Origin of the sequence: Hyphomicrobium sp. (assembly GCF_036262015.1) — a bacterium.
Classification (GTDB): Bacteria; Pseudomonadota; Alphaproteobacteria; order Rhizobiales; family Hyphomicrobiaceae; genus Hyphomicrobium_C.
This window is the reverse complement of the sequence record NZ_DATAJR010000011.1, coordinates 149,637-170,851: the sequence shown is the minus strand read 5'-3', so window position 1 is coordinate 170,851 and position 21,215 is coordinate 149,637. Positions and strand designations below refer to the sequence as shown.

Sequence of the window (21,215 nt, the reverse complement as noted above, 5' to 3'; positions counted from 1 at the left end):
CGTCGTGCAGGAGGCCGGAGTGCCGTTGCGCCCTTCGATTTCGACGAGGCAGAGGCGGCAGGAGCCGAAGCTCTCCAGCATATCGGTGGCGCAGAGCTTGGGGATGGTTGTGCCTATCTCCATGGCTGCGCGCATGATCGAAGTATCTTCGGGAACCGTCACATCGACGCCGTCGATGGTGAGTGTCACCATCTTCTCGGATTTCGACACCGGTGTGCCGTAGTCGGTTTCCTTGATCAGGGTCATTCTTCTGCTCCGCTGCCTGAACCGGTTCCCTGCGGCTCACCGTTCTCTGGATATATGTATCGTAATCCGATATACATGTCCAGGGAACGGCCGCTACGCGGCGGCTTGGCCTACGCCAACAGTGTGGCATCGAGGTCGACGGTAAGCGTTCGCTCGCTTGTCCTAAGAGTTGTCCCGGCGTTATGTGCAACCGCTCTCGCAACGAATTGACCTTGCATCTCATCCGTTTTATGAAGAGCGATGCGGCAAAGGATTTTCAGCCTTTCGGTTTTGCCCGTCGGTCTGGGTAGTAAACCTTGATAGTGGCTTCAATTGCTCGATGCGACGGCCACAGAACCGTGGTCACCAAGACAATCGGCAATCAAATTTTGATCTTTGTCTAAGAGCCGCAGCGCGTATGCGGCGGGTCACTTCGCTAGGTGGGGCACAACCATCTGGAGGATTGATGCATAGATACCTCACAGCTCTCACCGCGCTTAGCATCGCTCTGCTCGCTTCGCTTCCGGCAAGTCCGGAGGCGGTTGGCGCAGCCGAACCAGTCACAGCCATCGACATCTTGCTCGAACCCGACGCAACGATGGTCGAGCACGCCAAGGCCGCCAACGCGCGCCTGCTCAAGGAATTCCCCAAAGGCTTCGCCTTGGGCAAGACGCATCAGCCGCACATCTCCTGCCTGCAGCGGTACGTGAGGACGGCGGATCTCTCCAAAGTCTACGCGGCCGTCGGCAAAGTGCTGGCGGAGGAAAAGCCGACCACCTGGAAGCTGAAAGCGTACAAATACTACTATCTGCCCTGGAAGGACGTCGGCCTTGCCGGGATCGTGATCGAGCCCACGGAAGACCTCATCAGATACCAGAAGAAACTGCTCGACGCCGTCGCCCCATACACCGTGACAACGGGGACCGCTGCAGCGTTCGTCACCACGAAGGAAGACCCCGACATCAATCAACCGACCATCGACTATGTTGAGAGGTTCGTACCGGATGAGACAGGTAGCAAGTTCAACCCGCACGTGACGATCGGCCTAGCCACCCAGGACGACCTGAAGAAGATGCTCGACGAGAAGTTCGAGGCGTTTACGTTCTCCCCGGTGGGAGCGTCGGTTTACCATCTCGGCAACTTTGGAACAGCGCGGACGCGCCTTCAGAATTGGGAGCTCAAGCCTGAGGCGGGTACGCAGAAACTCCAATGATTGCGGCGAGCGGCTGCAGGCCTCCTGAGTCCTGTCCGCCTAGCGGCATGGTCATGGCGGCCTCTGCCATCGGAACCTCCTTGCGTCCTGGGATACGGAACAGACCAAAGCTCTCTGCATGGGTCTTACACCTCGTTCCTTGCTTTCAAGGTCGATATTCCGAGCGTTGAATTCGAAAGCAAGAAACGGAGCGCGCAGCGGAGACGGGCATGCTCAAGGGGTGGCGCGCAACAAGGAGGAATTCGCATGCGCCTACCGATACTCTTGGTGCTTCTTGCCGCCCCGGTGACGGCAAGTGCTGGTGATACCGTTCTCGAGCCTGGCGAATATGAAGTCGAGATGCGGCTGGAGCTTCCGTACGTCGAGGACATGGGTGTGCAGAAGACTGCAAGGGTGTGCCTCACCGGTGGCGGCTCGCGCGGCATCGTGGTCCTGAGCGAGAACAATCCGCTGGTGCGCTGTCCGGTCTCAAACGTCAGTCAGGAAGCCGATGAGCTTACCTTCGACCTCGTATGCGAAGGACACAACCAAGCCGTCGCGCGGGCCAAGTTTCGCCTGCGGCACGACCGTTTCGATGGCGCCTTCGACATGAAGATGGGCGGCAAGAACATGACGATGACCGAGCGCCAGAAGGGACGGCGCGTCGGCGCTTGCAAGGATGCGCCTCACTCTCAGTAAATCCGGATTTGAGAGTGATTTGCCGGTATCCGGCGACGTTTCGCATGGCGCAACTGGTAGCGACCACTCGTTGGCGTCGTTTGAAATCGAAGCGTTCGCCGCAGTAGACGATTTCGTTTTGAAAGCAAAGACCGGAGCGAGATGCATCACACCAGCTTCTATGTTCGGCGCACAACGAACCCAGAAGGTAGCACGGCCTATGAAGTGAAGGCTTGGAGCATGTTGCGGGAGATTCCCGCCGGCCAGACCACGACATACGGTGCAATGGCGGTCAAGCTCGGCTCTCGCGATGCGCGGGACGTTACGGCGGCTATTGCAAGCAATCCGATCGCGGTGATCGTGCCGTGCCATCGCGTCCTCAAAAAGGGCGGCTCGATTTCCGGATATCGCTGGGGCGTCCGGCGCAAGCGCGCGCTTCTGGCCCGCGAGCAACGGGTGACGGCGCACTGAGATGCCGGGTGCGCGTATCAGTTCTCGATGCGACCTCATGTATGAGTGCCACTTGAGCGCTTGACGACTGGGCGTGATTGTACGCGCTCTATCCTGGTTGGTGGGGTCATGAATACCGGCGCAGCGTCCTCCGCGGCGCCAGCATTCTCCGCTCAGAGCGCGTCGTGAAAAATGATCCCGACGGTGTGACGCATGCCGGACCGGATGCGGCTGACGCCGTGACGCAAGTTGACACGATAATTGCCCTTCGTTCCGTGCACCGGCCGATTGTGGACCGCAAAGGCAACGGCGTCGCCCTGCCGCATCGGAACCACCTCAACACGACTCTGCATACGTGGCCGTTGTTCTGTCAGTGCGAATTCACCGCCCGTGAAGTCGCGTCCGGGCTCGGAGAGCAGGATCGCGACCTGGATCGGGAACCACAGGTCGCCGTACAGGTCCTGGTGCAGACAGTTGAAGTCGCCCGGGACGTACTGAAGCAGGAGTGGCGTCGGCCGGGTCTGGCCGGCATCGTGGCACCGTTGCAAGAAGGTGGCGTGATCGTTGGGAAAGCGCTGACCCATTCCCATCCGTTTGTTCCACTCGTTCGCGACGCCGGCCAGGCGCGGATAGAGCGCCGTTCGGATACCGCCGAGAAGATCAGGCAGCGGATACTTGAAATAGCGATACTCGCCCTTTCCGAAGCCGTGCCGGGCCATAATGATGCGGCTGCGGAAATGGCTTTCGTCGGGATAGAGCGCGGCGATGTCGCCACATTCCTCCGGCGTAAGAAGCTGGGGCAGGACAGCGCAGCCGTAGCTGTCGAGTTCTCTGACCAGCGCATTCCAGTCGTAGGCGGAAACCCGCGCCTCTGGGGACGTATCCGCAGATGTTGGGACCGCGTTGCGCGCGGGTTTGCTCATGCCATTGCTTCCTTCTGGATGAGGGCGCGCTTGCGCTCGATGCCCCAGCGATAGCCCGCGAGATCGCCGTCAGTGCGGACGACGCGATGACAGGGGATGGCCAGAGCGATCGGATTGGCCGCGCAGGCGGCGGCGACGGCTCGCGGATTTGCCGATGGCTTGAGCCGATGCGCCAGTTCCTTGTAGCTCACGGTCCTTCCGGCGGCGATCTCCCGCAACTTGTCCCACACGCGACGCTGGAACGACGTTCCGCGCATATCGAGCGGCAGATTTAGTCCCTTGGAGGGTTTTTTGAGGTAGCGCAGTACGTCTGCGATACCGTTCTTCACCGCGTCCTGGTCCTCAATGAGCATGGCATGTGGGAAACGCTCGACGAGATTTGCTGCCAACTGTTCGGCATTGTCGCCGAGCAGGATCGAGCAGACGCCCTTCCTGCTGCGCGCAACCAGCACCTTGCCGATCTCACTGTCGGTCACTGTGTAGGAAATAACCTCGGCAGTAGTCGGCGTGGACATTGTCCGCGAGGGTGATCGCAGCGCGTCGGTCTTGATCATGAGATTCATTGTTCTGCCTCCTTGGTCTGTCATTGAGGGAGAATGCCTCGAAGGCGGCGCAATCAAACTCCGATCCTTGTTTTCAAATCGAAACTTTGCTCGACCTAGAGTGGAAAGTACAAAAATTGCCGGGCACCTGGGTACCCGGCTGCGAACGAACGCGCGGCGCTCTTGGAGAATGCCGATCAAGTGAGGCGTAGAATGGTGGTTTCTGCGAGCAGATAGGTCTCACCGGAAGTGAAGCGGACTTCGACCTCTCCGTTGCCGAGTACATCCCATTCTGCGTAGCCATCAGCCACGAGCTGGCCGACGTACTTCATGACGAGCGCTTTGTCCGGGTTAGCCTGAGAAAGTGCGACGGTGGCTGCCTCGGATCCAGGTAAATTGCGCCGTCTCGCTTTTTCTTCGAATCCGCCGCGCGAGAACATGGATGTGCGTGTCCTTGCTGAAGTCGCGGCGGCTAACCGGCCATGAAATCCGCATATCGATTATCTGAACGATAATACATTTGGCAGCACGGCTGTTCTAGCCGCACTCCGTTTGTTGTCGTCAAATCGAAAATCGAGGCGGGCGTTATAGTGCTCCTCTGAACGTGAGATTTATCCGCATGCGCCCGACGGTCTGATGGTGGCCGTCTTTCAACACAGAGACGCCGTGGTAGAACAGCCGCGAGGGACCTCCCCAGACCGCGACATCTCCGTGCCGCAGCGCGAACTTTTTGATCGGGTCATTTCGCTTCAGGCCGCCGAATTGAAAGGTCGCCGGAAGGCCAATCGAGACTGAAACGATGGGATTCGCGAAGTCGCGCTCATTCTTGTCCTGATGAAGCGAGAGGCGAGCACCGGGCTCGTAGCGATTGATCAGACAAGCGTCGGGGCGAAAGTCGGGATAGCCAGCCCGTGTCGCGGCTTCGACGGCCAGCTCAAAGAAGGAAGCCGGCATGGACGGCCAAGGCCGTCCGGTCTCAGGATCATTGCGATCGTAGCGATAGCCGGTGCGGTCCGTGACCCAGCCGGCCGCGCCGCAATTCGTCATGGCGACCGACATGGTGAACCCGCCGGGCGTCACCATATGCCGGAACGGAGATTGGGATGTAATGCTATCGAGTGCGACGAGGAGGTCTTTCTCATAGGGAAGAGCCGCACCGTGTAACAACATGGCTCCCTCGGCCATGATTTCGGTTTCTGGTTTGCTAATGGCGGGTGTGTCAAACAGATCGAGCATTGTGTTGCTCCTTGCATGTTGTGTTTATCGAAAAGTGGAGCACGGGCCGATAGCCCGCAGAGAGCGCCATGACTGTCGAAGGTGGCGTCAGTAACCAATCCGCGTCATGAAGGATTTTGGGTCTGTCGTAGCCGTCGTTTGTCCAGCGATGCGCCAGGCCGGCACGCAGCACGTACGCCTCATTTCCAACCGCGACGACCGCGCCGTCGGGCAGATCGGTCAGCAAGAGCGAGATGGGGTGCAGTCGCTTGCGGCCATTGTCGAGGCGCTCCGCGTGAAGCACGGTATCCATATGGTCCGCCGAAGGGTGCGGCTCGCGTTTCGCGGACGCCCAGCAAGCGCGGAATCGTTCTGCAGATTCACGTCGGCAGAAGAAACAGGGGCGATGGCCGGCGGCGAGTGCCACGGCCTCGTCGAGGAAGAACAGTTCGGTCCAGCTTCGGCGGGCCATTACTTCGCGGTGACGGCCTTTGAACTGGCAGGTGCAGACGAGCCACGTCCGCGTCGCCCAGCGTTTGGTCAGCAAGATCTTCCTTGCCGGATCGTGAATGATGCCGCGATTGCCTGTGAACAAACCTCGCTGCGAGATAGCGACGATCTCGCCGAAGGGTGTAACGCGGTTCTGAAGGTGCATGGTTTTCCTTCCGAGCCGTGGCCGCGGAGACGGGTCTCTTGTGCTTCTCAGCATCATGCGTTGTGGTCAGGTCGCCCGCACTCCGACTCTTGGCGTCAAATTCCGACGTCGACCCCATTACTTTTGGACGTTTTCGCGATCGCGCGGGATGCGCCAGAGATACCAGGTGGCCACTGTTCGGTGCGGTGACCAGGCTCGCGAAAGCTCGCGCAATTGCTTTGGCTTCGGCTGCTCGGGCAGAGATTTCAGCATACGATAGCCTTCGCGTACGCCAAAATCATCGACGGGCAGAATGTCCATCCGTTCCAGCGAATACATGAGCAGCATTTCGACCGTCCAGCGGCCGATACCCTTGATGGCGACCATCCGCTCGATCAGCGTCTCGTCGTCCATGGTGACTGCGATTTTGCGCGTTGGAACTGTGCCTTCGAGGGTTCCCTGCGCGATCGCCTTGATGGTGGCGATCTTGCGGGCTGAGAAGCCGCACGTCCGCAGCAGATCGAAGTCGGCACCAATGAGATCATTCGGGCTCGGAAACTCACGATCGCCGAAAAGCGCTTTCAGGCGTCCGATGATGGCATCACCGGCCTTTGCCGTAAGTTGCTGGTAGGCAATCGCCCGCACCAGTGCCTCGTAGGGCTCGCGGGCGGCCTTGGGGTCGTGTCGGCACGGACCAATTTGTGCGATCAGCCTCGCCCAATCCTCGTCGTGCTTCGCAAGAAATGCCACAGAGACATCGTAGCGAAAAAGCAGGTTCATTCGACCGCTGTACTTACTCGCCGGTTGGCGCAGATTGTGACGTCTCGCGATCGAGTAGCGCCTGTTTTCGGTCGACACCCCAGGCATAGCCCGAAAGATCACCGTTGTTGCGAACCACGCGATGGCAGGGAATGGCAACCGCCAGATTGTTCGCCGCGCACGCACCGGCGACCGCCCTTGTCGAACTCGGAGACCCAATGCGGCGGGCGATTTCTGCGTAGGAAACACGTTCGCCGACCGGGATCTCCTGCAGTGCTTGCCATACGCGGCGCTGGAAGGCCGTGCCACGGACATCGAGTGGCAAATCGAGACCGATGCATGGGTTCTCGACGAAACCAACGACGCGGGCGATCAACGTTTCGTAATCGCGATCCATGCCGATCAGGCGTGCATTTGGAAAACGATCCTGTAAATCACGGACCAGCTCGTCTGGATCGTCGCCGAGCAAGATCGCAGCTACGCCCTTGGTGCTGGAGGCTACGAGGATCGCGCCCAGATAACTCTGGCCGACCGCGAACTTGATCTCCTCGTTGGCGCCGCCCGCTCGATATTGAGTGGGTGTCATGCCGAGCATGCCGGTCGATTTCTCGTAGAAGCGTCCACTCGAATTGAACCCGGCATCATAGATTGCCTCGGTGACGCTGTTGCCAATCTCGAGGCCCTCGCGCACTTTTTTTGCGCGATTGGCTGCGGCGTACGTTTTGGGCGTTAATCCGGTTGCAACTTTGAACATGCGATGGAAATAGCTCGGACTGAGATCGAGCGCGGCTGCTAACTCTTCCAGCGATGGTTCCTCATCGCCCGCTTCGATGATGCGGCAGGCCTTGGCGACCAGCGCGGCATTCTCTGTGTCCAGTGAAGGTCCTTCCGGATTGCAGCGCAGACACGGGCGGAAGCCCGTCGCGCGCGCACTTTCAATCGTATCGTGCAACGTGACGTTTTTCGGGTTTGCCGTGCGCGACGGACACGAGGGGCGGCAGTAGACTCCTGTTGTCGAGACGGAATACCAGAGCTGGCCATCGGCGCCTTTGTCTCGCGCGACGATACGCGCCCAGCGGGGATCGTCCGCAACGGAAAAGGTCTGGCCGCGAGTTTTTCTGTTTGGCGTCATTTTCGTCTTCTCAGATTGTCGTTCGCGGATTGTGCCTCTGATCTGCGTTGTTGACACTCCGATCCTTGCTTTCAAATCGGAATGGCTCCTGCCGGGCTTTCGCGGCTCGCTGTGCCACAAGGCTGGGAGATTGTGATCAGGCCATTTCCGATCCAACGTGTCCTGAGCGATCAAGTTTTCTGCGCAAGAGCGCGGGCCAATTTTCTCAGCGAGCTTTCAGCCTCGGCGGGTGTGAGGGCTACATAACCGAGGACCCAGCCTGGCCGTGCCGGTCGCGTCAAATATAGCGCTCCCAACGGTGGCAATTCGATACCAACGGACGCCGCGACCTCGATTGATTGAGCCTCCTGGCGCTGTGTCTCAAGATAGCATGCAATGTGGAATCCGCCGTTTTGAGGCTCATGGTCGGCATAGTGGCCGAGATAGCGATCGAACGCTTTCAAGAATGAATCCCGCCGTCCTTTGTACAGATGCCGCATTCGCCGGATGTGCGCCGTAAAGTGTCCATCGCTCATAAACTCCGCAACAGCGACCTGCGGAAGGAGGGACGAATGCCCGTCCAACAGTGTGCGGGCCGCAACGAATGAGCGCACCAAATGAGTGGGAACGACCAGATACGCGAGGCGCAAGGCCGGGAAGAGCGTCTTTGTGAACGTACCGACGTACAGAACACATCCGCTATCATCCAATCCTTGAATGCAGGAGATCGGCGCCCCTTCGTAGCGGTATTCGCTGTCGTAGTCGTCCTCGACAATCCACGCTCCATGCCTCCTGGCCCATTCGATCAACCTCAGCCGGCGCTCAAGGCTCAGCGTGACGCCGGTAGGATACTGGTGAGATGGTGTCACGTAGACTCCACGGATCTTTCCCTGCCGACGCTCCAGGAGTTCGACTTTGATACCCGAGCCGTCAACGGGGATAGGAACCAGAGTGGCTCCCGCCATGCGAAGAGCTGATTTGACGCCGGGGTAGCCGGGATCCTCGACCGCGATCGCATCCCCGGTGTCCAGCATCAGAGATGAAATCAATGCCAGACCTTGCTGCGAACTCGTTAGGACGATCACATTGTCCGCTCCGCAGCGGACGCCGCGATGGGCTGCAAGGTAGCGCGCAATTTCCTCGCGCAGCGGCCGATAGCCCTGTGGATCGCAATAGTCGAGGGCGTGTGCCCCTAGTGATCGAGAGACGCGCGCCACTGTACGGTTCCACGTTTGAACCGGAAACGCGCGGACGTCAGGCATGGCCGCATTGAAAGCTCGAAGAGCAGGGTCGTGCACTTTTCCGAATTGTTCTACGTGCCGCCCGCGTGCGCCAAAGGACATTTTCCTTCCCTGGGCTCCGTCTCTCTTTGTCGTGCCAGATCTCAGGTCCAAGCTGGCCTCGGTTACGAACGTTCCACTACCGCGCATTCGCGTTAGGAAACCCTCGCTTTCCAGCTGCTGAAATGCTGTCTCGACGGTGTCTCGCGCTATGCCGAGTTCGGCGGCCAGAGTCCGTGAGGACGGCAAGCGCTCTTTCGGTCGCAATACGCCGGACGAGATCTGATCCCTGATGGCGTTCTGAACGCGCCGAGTCAGGAGCAAATCAACGCCCTCCTGCTCATCGAGCAAAGCGATCAACGACCCAGCAAATTTATCGCGCATGAAAGTGGTCTGCTCCACGTCTGCAAAGTGGAGGGATCATGCAATCCAATTTCCCGGTAATCAATATGTATCAACGAGCGCGGCACGGGTCTGGAGCAGTAGATGTCTGTAGAAAAGACGGTCATCAAATCGACGTGCCCTAGGGATTGCTACGACGCCTGCGGCCTGTCCGTCATCGTACGCGATGGCATCGTCCAGAAGGTTCTCGCCGACAAGGAGCACCATGTCAGCCAAGGCGGTCTATGCGGGAAATGTGCGCTCGCCTACAACGGGATCTATCTCGATCCGACCAAACGTTTGTCGTCTCCCTTGCGCCGTGTGGGCAGGAAGGGAGCTGGTGAATTCGAAGCGGTTTCCTGGGATGTTGCTCTCCACGACATCTCGGAGAGACTAAAAGACATTCTCGCCACGCGCGAAGCACGCTCCATCTATCACACGCACTACACCGGCACGGTCTCAATGATCGCAGGCTGGTTTCCGTTGCGGTTTTTTAATCGCCTGGGGGCGACGGAGGTTGATCCCGACACGGTCTGTAACAAGGCCGGCCATGTCGTGCTGGCCGACATGTTTGGCACGTCCCTCACGGGGTTCGATCCCGATCAGCTCCAACACGCTAAAACGTTGCTGATCTGGGGTGCAAATCCATCCCACAGCGCGCCTCACATGCACATGCGGTGGGTCAGGCGGACGAACGCCAAGGTGATCGTGGTCGATCCAATCGCCCACGACACCGCCAAGATCGCGGCCCTTCATCTGCAGCCGCGACCGGGGACAGATGCCGCGCTGGCGTTCGGATTGCTCCACGTCTTGAAGTCGGAAAATTTGATAGATCGGGCCTTCATCGAACGCTACGTCGTCGGCTTCGACGAACTCGACCGCGAGATTGAGCAGGCGACGCCTGACCGAACAGCGAAGCTCACCGGTGTGCCCGCCGAACTCATACGTGAGACAGCGCTTCAATTCGGATCAGGGCCTTCGATGCTTTGGCTTGGACAGGGCGTGCAGCGCCAACCTATGGGTGGCAACGTCTTCCGCTCTCTGGCGCTCCTGTCTGTGGCTGCCGGCCACATCGGGAAGCCGGGCGCCGGGTTCTGCTACATGAACGGCCCTGAAACCCGGGGCGTCGACATGGGCTTTCTTATGGGAAGCGAATTGCGCGCTGACGACGGCGCCACCGTAAGTCACATCGATCTCGCAGATCACCTCGCTGACGCGGCCAAGGTCTCGGCGCTCTTCACCTGGAACAACAACATCGCAGCGTCGAGCCCAAATCAGCTGAAGGTGCGTCAATCCCTGCAACGCGAGGACTTGTTCACCGTCGTCACCGACATCTTCATGACGGACACCGCGCTTTTCGCCGACTATGTCCTGCCCGCTGCGAGCTTTCTCGAGTTCGACGACATCGTATTCCCTTACTTCCACAACACAGTGTCGGCGCAGGGCAAAGCGGTCGCGCCCTTCGGTCAGTCGTTGCCCAACCAGGAGATCTTCCGGAGGCTGGCGGCAGCCATGGGCTATACGGAACCGTCGCTGTTCGAATGTGACCAAAGTCTCATCGACAAGCTTCTGAGCCAAACGCGCTTCGGGCGACCGTTTGAAGACCTTAAGGCTATGGGTACGGCGAAGCTCTACGACACCCCCCTGGTTCAATTCGAAAACCTGACCTTTGCAACTCCTTCCACACGGATTGAGGTGGCAAGTGAGCGCCTCGCCTCCGAAGGACATCCCCGCGTGCCGTTCGCTCATGCCGACGCGCCTCCGAAGACCGGATGGTTGCGCGTCATCTCGCCTTCTTCCGAATGGCTGATGAACTCAAGCTATGGGAATGACGACCGTATCCGCCAACGCATCGGCGAGCCTAAGGTGTTCCTCAGTCCTGAGGACGCGAGAGGCTACGCGCTCGAGAACGGCGCGCAGGTCACGCTCAGAACATCCGCCGGGCAGCTTACGCTGGAGGTCTCGGTTTCGGAGAGTGTCCCGGCCGGCGTGGCCCTCGTGCACAAAGGTCACTGGCCGCGGCATGCCGGAGGCGCTGCCAACGTCAATATCCTCAATCCTGGACTTCGCACGGACATTGCCGAAAGCACAGCGGTGCACGGTGTCGAAGCGGAGTTGATCCGCCTATGACGTCGCAACACACGACGGACGTCGTCGTAATCGGTGCCGGACCTGTCGGGCTCTTTGCTGTGTTTGCCTGCGGGCAGCTCGGATTGCGCTGCCATGTCGTCGACGCACTGTCCGAACCCGGCGGACAATGTACCGCGTTGTATCCGGAAAAGCCGATCTACGACATTCCCGGGTTTCCCAAAGTTCTGGGACGTGAGCTCATTTCACGTCTGAAAGAGCAGGCGCATCCGTACAAACCCACTTTCAGTCTGGGTACCTTGGTCAACGGACTGAAGCGTATTGGCTCCGACATCATCCTTCGCACAACGCGTGGAGAGACGCTTCGGTCGAAAGCCGTGATCGTTGCTGCCGGCGCTGGTGCATTCGGCCCCAATCGCCCACCACTCGCGGGTATCGAGGCTCTCGAAGGATCATCCGTACATTACTGGGTCGGCGATCCGGATGCGTTCCGGGGAAAGCATGTGGTTATCGCAGGTGGTGGGGATTCAGCCGTCGATTGGGCGAATCTTATTTCCCCCGGTTCTGCTTCTCTCACTCTTGTTCATCGCAGGCAGAGATTCCGAGCCACTCCGTCTTCGCTCGACGAGCTGGCGCGGCTGGCGAATTGCGGCAAGGTTCGGGTTCTTACGCCCTATCAACTCGAGTCCCTTGCTATCGACAACGGTAAGCTTGCTGCCGTCGTGGTGGCAGACCTGGATGGACGTGAGGAACGGCTCGCAGCCGATGTACTGCTACCCTTCTTCGGACTCTCGTCGGACCTCAGCGCATTGGACCAGTTCGGTTTCACCGTGGTCGACAATGGGATCCCGACCGATCCTCTCACGATGGAGACCAAGGCGCCGGGTCTGTTCGCGATCGGCGACGTCGCCACCTATCCCCATAAGGAAAAACTGATCGTCACCGGTTTTGCCGAAGCTTCGCGCGCTGCGCGCTCCGCGTTGGCCTACGCGTATCCCGAGCGACCCTACCATTTCCAGCATTCGACCGATCGCGGCGCTCCGGTCGAGACCTCAAACCGTGGATGGAGCGGATGAACATTCTTGTTTTCCAACACGTCGACGTCGAACACCCCGGCGTATTTCGCAACTTCATGAAAAACGACGGCCTCAGGTGGGAGGCCGTTGAACTCGACGAGGGAGGCGTCATCCCGGATCTCAGCCGCTACGATCTCATGATGGTCATGGGTGGACCGCAAGACGTCTGGCAGGAACATGCGCACCCCTGGTTGAAGACCGAGAAGCTGGCCATTCGCAAATTCGTGGTCGAACTGGGCCGCCCGTTTCTCGGCATCTGTCTCGGTCATCAACTGCTGGCGGACGCCCTCGGCGGAAAAGTCGGTCCCGCCCAGTCTCCTGAGGTCGGCGTCATGACGATCAAAAAGACAGCTGAAGGACAGCGTGACCCTGTGCTCGCGGGGCTGTCAGACACGACAACGGTGCTGCAGTGGCACGGCGCTGAAGTCCTGGAAGCGCCACCTGGAAGCACGGTGCTGGCCTCATCGGACAAGTGCGCCATTCAGGCATTCCGCTATGGGTCTCACGCCTACGGATTTCAGTTCCACGTCGAGCTCACGGACAAAACCGTGGCCGATTGGGCTGCTATTCCGGTCTACGCCGCAGCGCTCGAGAAAGCGCTCGGTCCAGGCGCAGTCGAAAACCTGGAAACCGCTGTTGCCGAGCGCCTCGAGCGTTTCAACGGCGACGCTTTTCAAATCTATGCCGCGTTTATGAGCATGGCTCGAAGCGCCATTCAGTTAGGCCATCATGTCTGACATCGAAATCCTAGTTGAGAGCGTTGCTGCGAACGATCCGGTGACCGTCCGCGGCAGGGTAGGAACTAGCCTCATGGAGACGATCCGTAAGGCTGGTCTCGAGCTCGAAGGCGCTTGCGGGGGATCTCTCGCCTGCGCATCGTGCCACGTCGTCATCTCGGTTGCCGACTACGAAAAAGTCGGGCCACCTGGTGACGAAGAAGAGGACATGCTCGATCAAGCCTTCGGAGTGACGCGAACGTCGCGGCTCTCGTGCCAGATCTTACTTACTTCAGAACTGGACGGGCTCCGAATTCGACTGCCCGTTTCAACCTGATCGGCGGAAAGGCAAATTCTGTTTGCCCAATAGGCGACACTACGCGGCTGAAGGGGCAGTCAGGAACGGCCGTGGTCCTGGCGCCCCGACGGGGCGCCAGGACTTTTGACGTGCCGGTCCTAGGCGGGCACTTCCACTTTGGCGCGGTCGACATCCGGTGTCCGGTACTGCCCTTCGGGAATTTCGGCGAGCTTGGACATGACGAGCTCCGATCCGAGTCCGTAGTAGCGGCAGAAACTCATGATAAGCGGCTTCCAGAGATCCGGATCGATCCGGTTCTTTTTCCCTTTCATGAGAAGTTCCGGCGCGACGTGGACACGCTTGATCCTCACCTCGAGGGCGACAATTCCCTCAAGGGTGCATTCGGCGCCGCGTTCATGCTGGCTGTAGTCGTAGACATCGGTCATCATTGGATTGACGCGCACGAGTTCCGCCTCGAGTTGAATGGGGCATTCCCGAGCGCGGGGCGGGGAAACAGTTTCCGATGCGATGGGTGTCAGGCCCGCTATTCCGAATTTATCCGCGTGATGGCGATAGCCGCGCTGGGTCTTGCCCGAAGGCACGGGGTTCGATCCGGTGACCATAGATATGCGATTGATGGCATCCACCTGATCCATCGACGGCAGGTTCAACACGCACTCGCCGGTACGAATGATGTTGTTGGGCGTTTTCGAAACAGCCTCAAAGCCAAGCATGCACCTCCAACCTAACCAGAAGGCCGAAGACATGGGTGCGAGATTTGGTGATCCGTCCTCATTTGTGGAGCTGACGAGAACGACTGGTGTGCCCAAATACAGAATCGCCGGCTCTACGCTCAGGTGCGTCGACATGTGGAATCCTCGAGATTGAATTGCAAAACCGTTATGTCGATCCGCAGGACCACCAATCATCCCGCTGGACCGGCGCGAGGAATAGGTGATGATCGAGCGTGGCAAACTCCGGTTCTTGCCCTCAAATCGAAACGGCTCGGCATGCCTCGTTTCGTGTTTTTTCGCTGGTGGAGACGTCACCCGTTGCCTTCGCTTCCGAAGCTCGCGCCTCTCCTTGCCGCTCCGCGTTTGCGGGCGATTTGAGAAGCACGCTCCACGCGCCGAGTATGTGCTGACGGGGAAGGGGCACGAGCTAGGGCCAGTGTTGCGGGCATTGCGCAAGTTGGGTGACAAGTACTGAAACGGTGACCCACTGTGTGGGCTTGTTTGTTTCTTTCAATGCCCAGCAAGCAGCAGGCGCCAATCCGATGGTCGCCCGAAGGTTGGCTCAGCTCTGGATCACTAGCGGAAATTCTCCGCTGCAGCGCCGACACCGAGCGTTGGCCCATTCCATCCGGTCACGGCTCACGAGGTAGTGAACCTTATGATCGGCTGTAGCCGTTATTGCGGCTGGTCTGGATCAAAAAAACAAGATTGCGCAAGAGCCGCCGGCGAAGCCATGTAAGGGGGCGTCTCTTGGGGTACCTAAGCGTATCCCGGGCGAAGTTTTTTCAATAAAATCAATGACAGAGGTGCTTGAGATTGGCTCCGTGGGTAGGATTCGAACCTACGACCGTCCGATTAACAGTCGGATGCTCTACCACTGAGCTACCACGGAATACGGCGTAACCTGCGCCGAGAGCCGGGCTCATAGCAGAAGGTTGCAGCAAGAGCCAGAGGCTAAACGAAAAATCTCACCAAATCGCGAACAGGTGGCGTCCTCGCCACGAAAATTCGGGCATTGCGCGGGTGCGACTTATTGGTGTCGCTAGGGAAAGGCGCGCTTGCGGTTCAGTGGGCGGTCGCGGATCCGGCGCCGATTCCCGTCTCCGATCGGACGAACTGAGATTCGAAAGCCGCGCGCTCGGCTGCAGCCGATGCGCTGCGATCCAGTTTCGACACGATGTAGATGCCGAGGAAGGCCAGCGTCATCGAAAAGAGAGCAGGGCTGTCGTAGGGAAAGATCGCTTTTTCGAAGCCGAAGGTCTTCACCCATACGGCAGGGCTCAGCAGCACCATCCCCACGGCGGACGCCAGGCCGAGGAAGCCTCCTACAACCGCACCGCGCGTCGTGGTGCCGCTCCAGAAAATACTCATGAGCAGGACCGGGAAATTGCAGCTCGCTGCCACTGCGAACGCGAGGCCGACCATGAACGCGACGTTCTGCTTCTCGAACACGTAGCCGAGCCATATGGCGAAGATGCCAATGACGACTGCGCTGACCTTCGAGATGCGCACTTCGGTTGTTTCCGACGTGCGTCCTCGCGCAAAGACGTTTGCATAGAGGTCGTGGCTGACGGCGGAGGCGCCGGCGAGCGTCAGGCCTGCGACGACGGCAAGGATGGTGGCGAAGGCAACGGCCGAAATGAAGCCGAGGAAGAGATCGCCGCCGACCGCCTTTGAGAGGTGAACGGCCGCCATGTTGGTGCCGCCGATCATGCCGTTGATCTTGTCGTAGACACCGCCTTCGCCGACCTTGAAGTAGGAAGGATCATTCATCAGCAGTGTGATTGCGCCGAAGCCGATTATGAATGTCAGGATATAGAAGTAACCGATGAAACCGGTGGCATAGAATACCGATTTGCGCGCGGCTTTGGCGTCGCGCACGGTGAAGAAGCGCATCAGGATGTGAGGCAATCCCGCCGTGCCGAACATGAGCGCTAGCCCGAGCGAGATCGCAGAGATCGGGTCGGTTACGAGTTTGCCTGGTGCGAGGATCGAGAGGCCGTCCGGATGCGTCTCGGTCGCGGATTTGAACATCGCGTCGGGTGACATGCTGAAGTGGAGCAGGACCATCAGCGCCATGAACGTGGCGCCGCCCAGAAGCAAACAAGCCTTGATGATCTGGACCCAAGTGGTGGCCACCATGCCGCCCGTTGCGACATAGGTGACCATGAGTACGCCAACGATGATCAGTGCGTAGACGTAGGGCAGGCCAAAGAGGAGTTCGATCAGCTTTCCGGCGCCGACCATTTGGGCAATGAGATAGAAGGCGACGACCGCGAGCGTGCCGACAGCGGACATCGTCCGGATGGGTGTTGCCTTAAGGCGAAACGCAGCAACGTCGGCGAACGTGTAGCGGCCCAGGTTTCTAAGCCGTTCCGCAATCAGGAAGAGCACGATCGGCCAGCCGACAAGCCAGCCGACCGAGTAGATGAGACCGTCAAAGCCCGACGCAAAGACAAGCCCCGAGATGCCGAGAAACGACGCGGCCGACATGTAGTCGCCCGCGATGGCCAGGCCGTTCTGGAAGCCGGTGATGCCGCCGCCGGCCGCATAGAAATCTGCTGCCGTGCGCGCGCGGCTTGCCGCCCATCGCGTGATGAGGAGTGTCGTCGCCACGAAAATGAGAAACATGACGACGGCTTCGACGTTCAGATTGGCGAAGTTCACGACAGCCTCTCGATGATGCGTTGGGTCGTGACGTCGAATTCGGTGTTCGCGCGGCGCACATAGAGGCCGGTCAGAACGAACGCGCTTAGGATAACGCCCAGTCCGAGTGGGATGCCAACTGTCGTCGTGTGGGACCCGAGCGGCGTTGCGAGCCAAGCCGGGGCGAAGGCAACGAGTAGGATAAACCCGAAGTAGATGGCGGCCATGGCCGCGGACAGGGTCCAGGCCAAGCGCGCGCGCCGCTTCTGGAGCGCATGAAATTCAGGATCGCGTTTGACCTTGTCGATCAGCGCGACGGCATCGGCTGCCATCGATGTATTTCCCCCGTGGAAGGGCCACGCCGTTTTTTTTCGCGGTGGCCTTGTCATTGTGGCAAAGCTTAGCCGATTGCGGCCTGCGCGTGGAAGCGCTTCGTTCGCCTTTCGAGGGATTGCAGCTTGTGGGCCTTGTGTCCATTGTTTGTTCCTGTGATTTCTCTGAGGCACGCGGCAACGGGCACGTTCACTCCCCATGCAGGACACATCCTCCGAGTACACCAGTACCCGAGCGGGCAACCGGGAGCTGATCGCGACTTTCTCCGCGCTTCTCCTCGTTCTTCTGCTGGCTTCGCTGGATCAGACGATTGTTGCTACGGCTCTGCCTATCATCGTCGGCGAGATCGGTGGCCTCTCGCACCTGTCGTGGATTGTGACAGCCTACTTGCTGTCGAGCACGGTCGTGGTGCCCCTCTACGGCAAGCTTGGCGACCTCTATGGACGGCGCGTCGTGCTTCAGTCGGCCGTGTGCATCTTTCTCGCCGGGTCGCTGCTGTGTGGCCTAGCGCAGAATCTGCCTGAGTTGATCGCGTTCCGCTTCTTGCAGGGGCTTGGCGGCGGCGGGTTGATCGTCACGGCCATTGCCGTCGTTGGCGATATTGTCCCGCCCCGGGAGCGGGGGCGCTACCAAGGCTTCTTTGGCGGCGTGTTTGGGCTCTCGACCGTGCTCGGCCCGCTCCTCGGAGGCTTCATTGTCGATCAATTTTCCTGGCGGTGGATCTTCCTGATCAACCTGCCGCTCGGTCTGCTTGCCCTCGTGGTCATCAATCGCACGTTCCGGCCACACGCGCGCGAGGAGTCGTCGGTGCAGATCGACTACGTCGGCGCTGGGTTGCTCGCATTGGCTTTAACGGCAATCGTTCTCGTCACGAGTTTGGGAGCGACGCTCATCACGGAAGCGCCGGTCAGCCTTTTTGCCTTGACCTTGCTTGCCGTGCTGTCGCTTGCTGGGTTTCTCTATGTCGAGACGCAAGTGCCGGATCCGCTGATCCCGCTGTCGTTGTTCCGCAACCGCGCGTTCGTTATCGGCACCTCCGTCGGCTTCATCGTCGGCATGGCGCTGTTCGGATCCATCACGCTGTTGCCGGTCTACCTACAAGTGGTGAAGGGCCTCGATCCGACAAGTGCCGGACTGCACCTCACGCCGATGATGCTGGGCGTGTTCGCAAGCTCGATTACGAGCGGTCAGATCATCACCCGGATTGGACGCTACAAGATGTTTCCGGTGTTCGGCACGGCGATGATGACCGTTTCGTTGCTTCTGTTGTCGACGCTCGAGGTCGACACGCCGCCAATGCTGGCCTCTGGCTATCTGCTGCTGCTCGGCCTTGGGCTGGGTATGGTGATGCAGATCCTTGTCATGGCCGTGCAGAATGCCGTGCCTTACGAGCGTCTCGGCGTAGCGACGTCAGGGACGACGCTGTTCCGTTCGATCGGCGGATCGGTGGGGGCCGCGCTGTTCGGGGGCATCTTCGCTTTTGTCCTGGAGAACAACCTGCGCCAAGCCATTCCTGGAGGCGGGCATCTGCTCAGCCCAGGCGAGATTGCCAACATCGCCGAGCCGATGCGCTCCGCGTACCTCTCCGAGTTCGTAACCGCGCTGCATCCCGTCTTCCACACTGCTGCGGTGCTGGCTTCGTTGGCTTTTCTGCTGACGCTTGCCATCCGCGAGGTGCCTTTGCGGGCCACGATCGCACCGGAGCCGCTAAGCGACGCCTTCCAAATGCCGCGCGATGCGACGTCGCTCGAAGAGCTGGCCCGCATCGTGACTCGTATCACGGCGCGTGAGAACAGGTGGCGCGTTTATCAACGGTCCGCAGAGCGCATCGGGCTGAACATCGAGCCCGATGTGCTCTGGCTGCTCGCGCGTATCGGCGAGAACCATGGACGAGCCAGCATCGATGATCTCGAAAGCCGCCTGCACATTCGCCGCGAGCCATGTCAGCACCTCCTCGACCGACTGGTCGCCGACGGCATGGCCACCCGCAGCCCTGCGGGGATCTACGAGCTTTCCCGTGCCGGGCGCGCGGGGTACGAGCAGCTCCTGCGCAGGCGCGAAGAGGATCTGGCGGAAATGCTTGCGGATTGGGACACTCAAGAGCATCCCGACGTGAAGGCGATGATGCAGAAACTGGCCAAGTCGTTCGCGAGCACGCCGCCAGTCAAGGTTTGAGAACGGCAAGGCCCAGGTAGCCTGCGCGTCATGCGCGCGAGTTGCGTCAGTCGCTATCGAAGAGGATGGCTTTCGCAGGCCAGCCGTGGCGGTGCAAGAACAAAAGCGGTTTTGTTGGGATTGTTGGAGGCCACGCCCGGAATTGAACCGGGGTACGCGGATTTGCAGTCCGCTGCGTCACCACTCCGCCACGTGGCCTCTGGGTCGTTTTGCTCGCACTGACGGGAGGTAATCCCATTGTCGAGCTTGGGGCCGAAATCGAAACGGCCAGCACGGCCAGTTTTTGGCGTGCCGGACGCATCTATCATAGAGATGAAGGCGAGCACAAGCATATGCATAGTGCGAGCGGTGAGTAACGGGGGCTGCTGGGGCTACCAGATGCGGGAGACGGTAAGCGGGGGATTAACGCGCCTCAGGGACCTGGCTCAGCGCGCCAAACGCGACGGCATCGCGTTGTATTTGGCGGCCCGGCACCCAAGGGTTCCCTGGGGCGTCAAAGCGTTCGCCCTTCTCGTGGGGGCGTATGTTCTGTCACCGATCGACCTGATTCCCGATTTCATTCCGGTGATTGGGTTCCTTGATGAACTTATTCTTTTGCCGCTCCTGGTCGGCGTGATCGTGCGGTGGGTCGATCCGGAGATCATGGCTGAGCTCCGAGCGGAGGCCTCGCGGCTCGCCGCGCGTCCGCGTAGCACGCTTGGGGCGGTCCTCATTCTGCTGGTCTGGGCGGGGGCGGCCGGGCTCGCGGTCTGGGTGCTGTGGCCGAACTCAAAGCTGTGATAGCTGGCGGCGTTGCGGCGCGGGGGAGGTGGCCGGACCTCGCGACTTTGAGTATGTTCCGGCTCGTACTCTGCGACTGGCCTCTCGCTCGGCCCGCGCAGTGGCCTCGGGAGGACGAAGTGAACTACGCCATTCAACGTAAGAATATGGTCGAATCTCAAGTGCGCCCCAGCGACGTGACGGACCGTCGAATCATCCGCGCGATGCTCGAGCTGCCGCGTGAAGACTTCGTTCCTCAGCGCGTGCGTGAGTTGGCCTATATGGATGGTTCGGTCCCGCTTGCCACTGCGACGGGTGACGGGCGTCGGGCGTTGCTTGCCGCACGCACATTCGCGAAGATCGTCCAGGCTGCCGAGGTCGACGCGTCTTCGGCGGTGCTCGATGTGGGGGCCGCGACAGGCTATTCGTCCGCCGTGCTTTCTCGCCTCGCTGGCAAGGTGGTTGCTCTCGAGTGCGATGGAGGGCTCGCTGCCATCGCCAAGACGGCGCTTTCCGCCAGCGGGGTCGGAAACGTGACGATTGTGGAGGGGGACCTCGCGCGCGGCTGGGCAGCTGAAGGCCCCTACGATGCCATCATCGTCGAGGGGGCGGCCGAGGTCGTCTCGCCAGAGCTGCTTGATCAACTTAAGGACGGAGGCCGTCTGGTCGCCATTTCGGGAGGCGGAGCAGCGGGGCGGGCGACCGTCTGGCGCCGTGATGGCTCGACCTATGGCGCTACTGCGATCTTCGACGCAGCTGCCGATGTGCTTCCCGGTTTCGCGAAGGCGCGCGCCTTCGCTTTCTGAAAAAAAGTCGAGCGCTCTGTCTTGCATCTTCTGTCTGTGAGCTTACCCGGCTGACCAGCGGCGGGCTGAGGCTCTGTGCACGGTTCGCGCAAATAGTGGTTTTGAATCAGTGGATTGGCGGACTTATTGTCAATCGCGGATTCACGGCTGGGTGCCGGAATAGGTTGGGACTGTGTGGGAATGGCGCCACGGCA

At 59.9% G+C, this 21,215-nt stretch carries 21 protein-coding genes, 2 tRNA genes and 2 pseudogenes; 10 read left to right on the top strand and 15 right to left on the bottom strand.

Translation table 11 applies throughout. The annotated features are described in order from the left end of the window. Window positions 1-246: 2Fe-2S iron-sulfur cluster-binding protein (locus VHO05_RS20185; protein ID WP_329648431.1), on the bottom strand; the 246-nt coding region annotated here is incomplete at its 3' end. Window positions 247-691: 445 nt separating this feature from the next. On the opposite strand from VHO05_RS20185, the gene VHO05_RS20180 reads away from it, so the two are divergent. The 3 genes from VHO05_RS20180 (at window position 692) to VHO05_RS20170 (ending at window position 2,566) form a co-directional block, all read left to right on the top strand. Continuing rightward, entirely contained in the window at window positions 692-1,438 is a 747-nt protein-coding gene (locus VHO05_RS20180) for a hypothetical protein (RefSeq protein WP_329648430.1), read from the top strand. A gap of 246 nt (window positions 1,439-1,684) precedes the next feature. Next, window positions 1,685-2,116, top strand: coding sequence for a DUF3617 domain-containing protein (locus tag VHO05_RS20175; RefSeq protein WP_329648429.1), 432 nt, complete (start codon window positions 1,685-1,687; stop codon window positions 2,114-2,116). Between the two features lie 141 nt (window positions 2,117-2,257). Then, window positions 2,258-2,566 carry an MGMT family protein gene (locus VHO05_RS20170; RefSeq protein WP_329648428.1) on the top strand — a complete coding sequence of 103 codons (309 nt, stop codon included), beginning with the start codon at window positions 2,258-2,260 and terminating at the stop codon, window positions 2,564-2,566. A 152-nt stretch (window positions 2,567-2,718) separates the two neighbouring features. Here VHO05_RS20170 and VHO05_RS20165 read toward each other — a convergent pair whose 3' ends face one another. The 9 genes and pseudogenes from VHO05_RS20165 to VHO05_RS20280 form a co-directional block, all read right to left on the bottom strand. Further along, the gene (locus tag VHO05_RS20165) at window positions 2,719-3,468 is read right to left on the bottom strand and encodes a 2OG-Fe(II) oxygenase (RefSeq protein WP_329648427.1); all 750 of its coding nucleotides are present in this window, start codon (window positions 3,466-3,468) and stop codon (window positions 2,719-2,721) included. Further along, window positions 3,465-4,031 (bottom strand): methylated-DNA--[protein]-cysteine S-methyltransferase, encoded by a 567-nt coding sequence (locus VHO05_RS20160; protein ID WP_329648426.1) that lies wholly within the window; start codon window positions 4,029-4,031, stop codon window positions 3,465-3,467. The genes VHO05_RS20165 and VHO05_RS20160 overlap by 4 nt, the downstream gene beginning before the upstream one ends. A gap of 176 nt (window positions 4,032-4,207) precedes the next feature. Beyond that, complete coding sequence (locus VHO05_RS20155; RefSeq protein ID WP_329648425.1) at window positions 4,208-4,450, bottom strand: hypothetical protein; 243 nt, start codon at window positions 4,448-4,450, stop codon at window positions 4,208-4,210. A gap of 145 nt (window positions 4,451-4,595) precedes the next feature. Further along, a complete protein-coding gene (gene alkB, locus VHO05_RS20150; RefSeq protein ID WP_329648424.1) occupies window positions 4,596-5,246 on the bottom strand; it encodes a DNA oxidative demethylase AlkB in 651 nt (216 codons plus the stop codon). Beyond that, window positions 5,230-5,880 carry a hypothetical protein gene (locus tag VHO05_RS20145; protein WP_329648423.1) on the bottom strand — a complete coding sequence of 217 codons (651 nt, stop codon included), beginning with the start codon at window positions 5,878-5,880 and terminating at the stop codon, window positions 5,230-5,232. The genes alkB and VHO05_RS20145 overlap by 17 nt, the downstream gene beginning before the upstream one ends. 117 nt (window positions 5,881-5,997) lie before the next feature. Then, window positions 5,998-6,639, bottom strand: coding sequence for a DNA-3-methyladenine glycosylase (locus VHO05_RS20140; RefSeq protein WP_329648422.1), 642 nt, complete (start codon window positions 6,637-6,639; stop codon window positions 5,998-6,000). 13 nt (window positions 6,640-6,652) lie between these two features. After that, complete coding sequence (gene ada / locus VHO05_RS20135; RefSeq protein ID WP_329648421.1) at window positions 6,653-7,750, bottom strand: bifunctional DNA-binding transcriptional regulator/O6-methylguanine-DNA methyltransferase Ada; 1,098 nt, start codon at window positions 7,748-7,750, stop codon at window positions 6,653-6,655. Window positions 7,751-7,920: 170 nt separating this feature from the next. Continuing rightward, a complete protein-coding gene (locus VHO05_RS20130; RefSeq protein ID WP_329648420.1) occupies window positions 7,921-8,991 on the bottom strand; it encodes a PLP-dependent aminotransferase family protein in 1,071 nt (356 codons plus the stop codon). A 156-nt stretch (window positions 8,992-9,147) separates the two neighbouring features. After that, a pseudogene (locus VHO05_RS20280) lies at window positions 9,148-9,393 on the bottom strand (GntR family transcriptional regulator); the annotation flags it as partial. A gap of 102 nt (window positions 9,394-9,495) precedes the next feature. Here VHO05_RS20280 and VHO05_RS20125 point away from each other — a divergent pair. From VHO05_RS20125 to VHO05_RS20110, 4 genes are read left to right on the top strand one after another with little or no spacing between them, the layout of a single operon-like run. Next, entirely contained in the window at window positions 9,496-11,520 is a 2,025-nt protein-coding gene (locus VHO05_RS20125; protein ID WP_329648419.1) for a molybdopterin-containing oxidoreductase family protein, read from the top strand. Continuing rightward, window positions 11,517-12,554 carry an NAD(P)/FAD-dependent oxidoreductase gene (locus VHO05_RS20120; protein ID WP_329648418.1) on the top strand — a complete coding sequence of 346 codons (1,038 nt, stop codon included), beginning with the start codon at window positions 11,517-11,519 and terminating at the stop codon, window positions 12,552-12,554. The genes VHO05_RS20125 and VHO05_RS20120 overlap by 4 nt, the downstream gene beginning before the upstream one ends. Beyond that, a complete protein-coding gene (locus tag VHO05_RS20115; protein ID WP_329648417.1) occupies window positions 12,551-13,291 on the top strand; it encodes a type 1 glutamine amidotransferase in 741 nt (246 codons plus the stop codon). Before VHO05_RS20120 ends, VHO05_RS20115 begins: the two co-directional genes overlap by 4 nt. After that, window positions 13,284-13,607 (top strand): 2Fe-2S iron-sulfur cluster-binding protein, encoded by a 324-nt coding sequence (locus VHO05_RS20110; protein ID WP_329648416.1) that lies wholly within the window; start codon window positions 13,284-13,286, stop codon window positions 13,605-13,607. The genes VHO05_RS20115 and VHO05_RS20110 overlap by 8 nt, the downstream gene beginning before the upstream one ends. Before the next feature lie 119 nt (window positions 13,608-13,726). Here VHO05_RS20110 and VHO05_RS20105 read toward each other — a convergent pair whose 3' ends face one another. From VHO05_RS20105 to VHO05_RS20090, 4 genes and pseudogenes are all read right to left on the bottom strand, one after another. Next, the gene (locus VHO05_RS20105; RefSeq protein ID WP_329648415.1) at window positions 13,727-14,437 is read right to left on the bottom strand and encodes a flavin reductase family protein; all 711 of its coding nucleotides are present in this window, start codon (window positions 14,435-14,437) and stop codon (window positions 13,727-13,729) included. 682 nt (window positions 14,438-15,119) lie between these two features. Next, window positions 15,120-15,194 (bottom strand) — tRNA-Asn (locus tag VHO05_RS20100). A gap of 173 nt (window positions 15,195-15,367) precedes the next feature. Then, window positions 15,368-16,951 (bottom strand): annotated as a pseudogene (locus tag VHO05_RS20095) (cation acetate symporter); the annotation flags it as partial. A gap of 14 nt (window positions 16,952-16,965) precedes the next feature. Then, on the bottom strand, window positions 16,966-17,280 hold the full coding sequence (locus tag VHO05_RS20090) for a DUF485 domain-containing protein (RefSeq protein WP_329648414.1): 315 nt from the start codon (window positions 17,278-17,280) through the stop codon (window positions 16,966-16,968). A 199-nt stretch (window positions 17,281-17,479) separates the two neighbouring features. Here VHO05_RS20090 and VHO05_RS20085 point away from each other — a divergent pair, with 199 nt between their 5' ends. Next, a complete protein-coding gene (locus VHO05_RS20085) occupies window positions 17,480-19,456 on the top strand; it encodes an MDR family MFS transporter (RefSeq protein ID WP_329648413.1) in 1,977 nt (658 codons plus the stop codon). 124 nt (window positions 19,457-19,580) lie between these two features. Here the strand turns inward: VHO05_RS20085 and VHO05_RS20080 are convergent. After that, window positions 19,581-19,654: transfer RNA gene (locus VHO05_RS20080), tRNA-Cys, on the bottom strand. 180 nt (window positions 19,655-19,834) lie between these two features. On the opposite strand from VHO05_RS20080, the gene VHO05_RS20075 reads away from it, so the two are divergent. Together VHO05_RS20075 and VHO05_RS20070 are read left to right on the top strand one after the other, a co-directional pair. Then, entirely contained in the window at window positions 19,835-20,236 is a 402-nt protein-coding gene (locus tag VHO05_RS20075) for a YkvA family protein (RefSeq protein WP_329648412.1), read from the top strand. 119 nt (window positions 20,237-20,355) lie between these two features. Then, window positions 20,356-21,021: a protein-L-isoaspartate O-methyltransferase gene (locus VHO05_RS20070; RefSeq protein ID WP_329648411.1), complete on the top strand. Its 666-nt coding sequence runs from the start codon at window positions 20,356-20,358 to the stop codon at window positions 21,019-21,021. The last annotated feature ends 194 nt before the right edge of the window (window positions 21,022-21,215 follow it).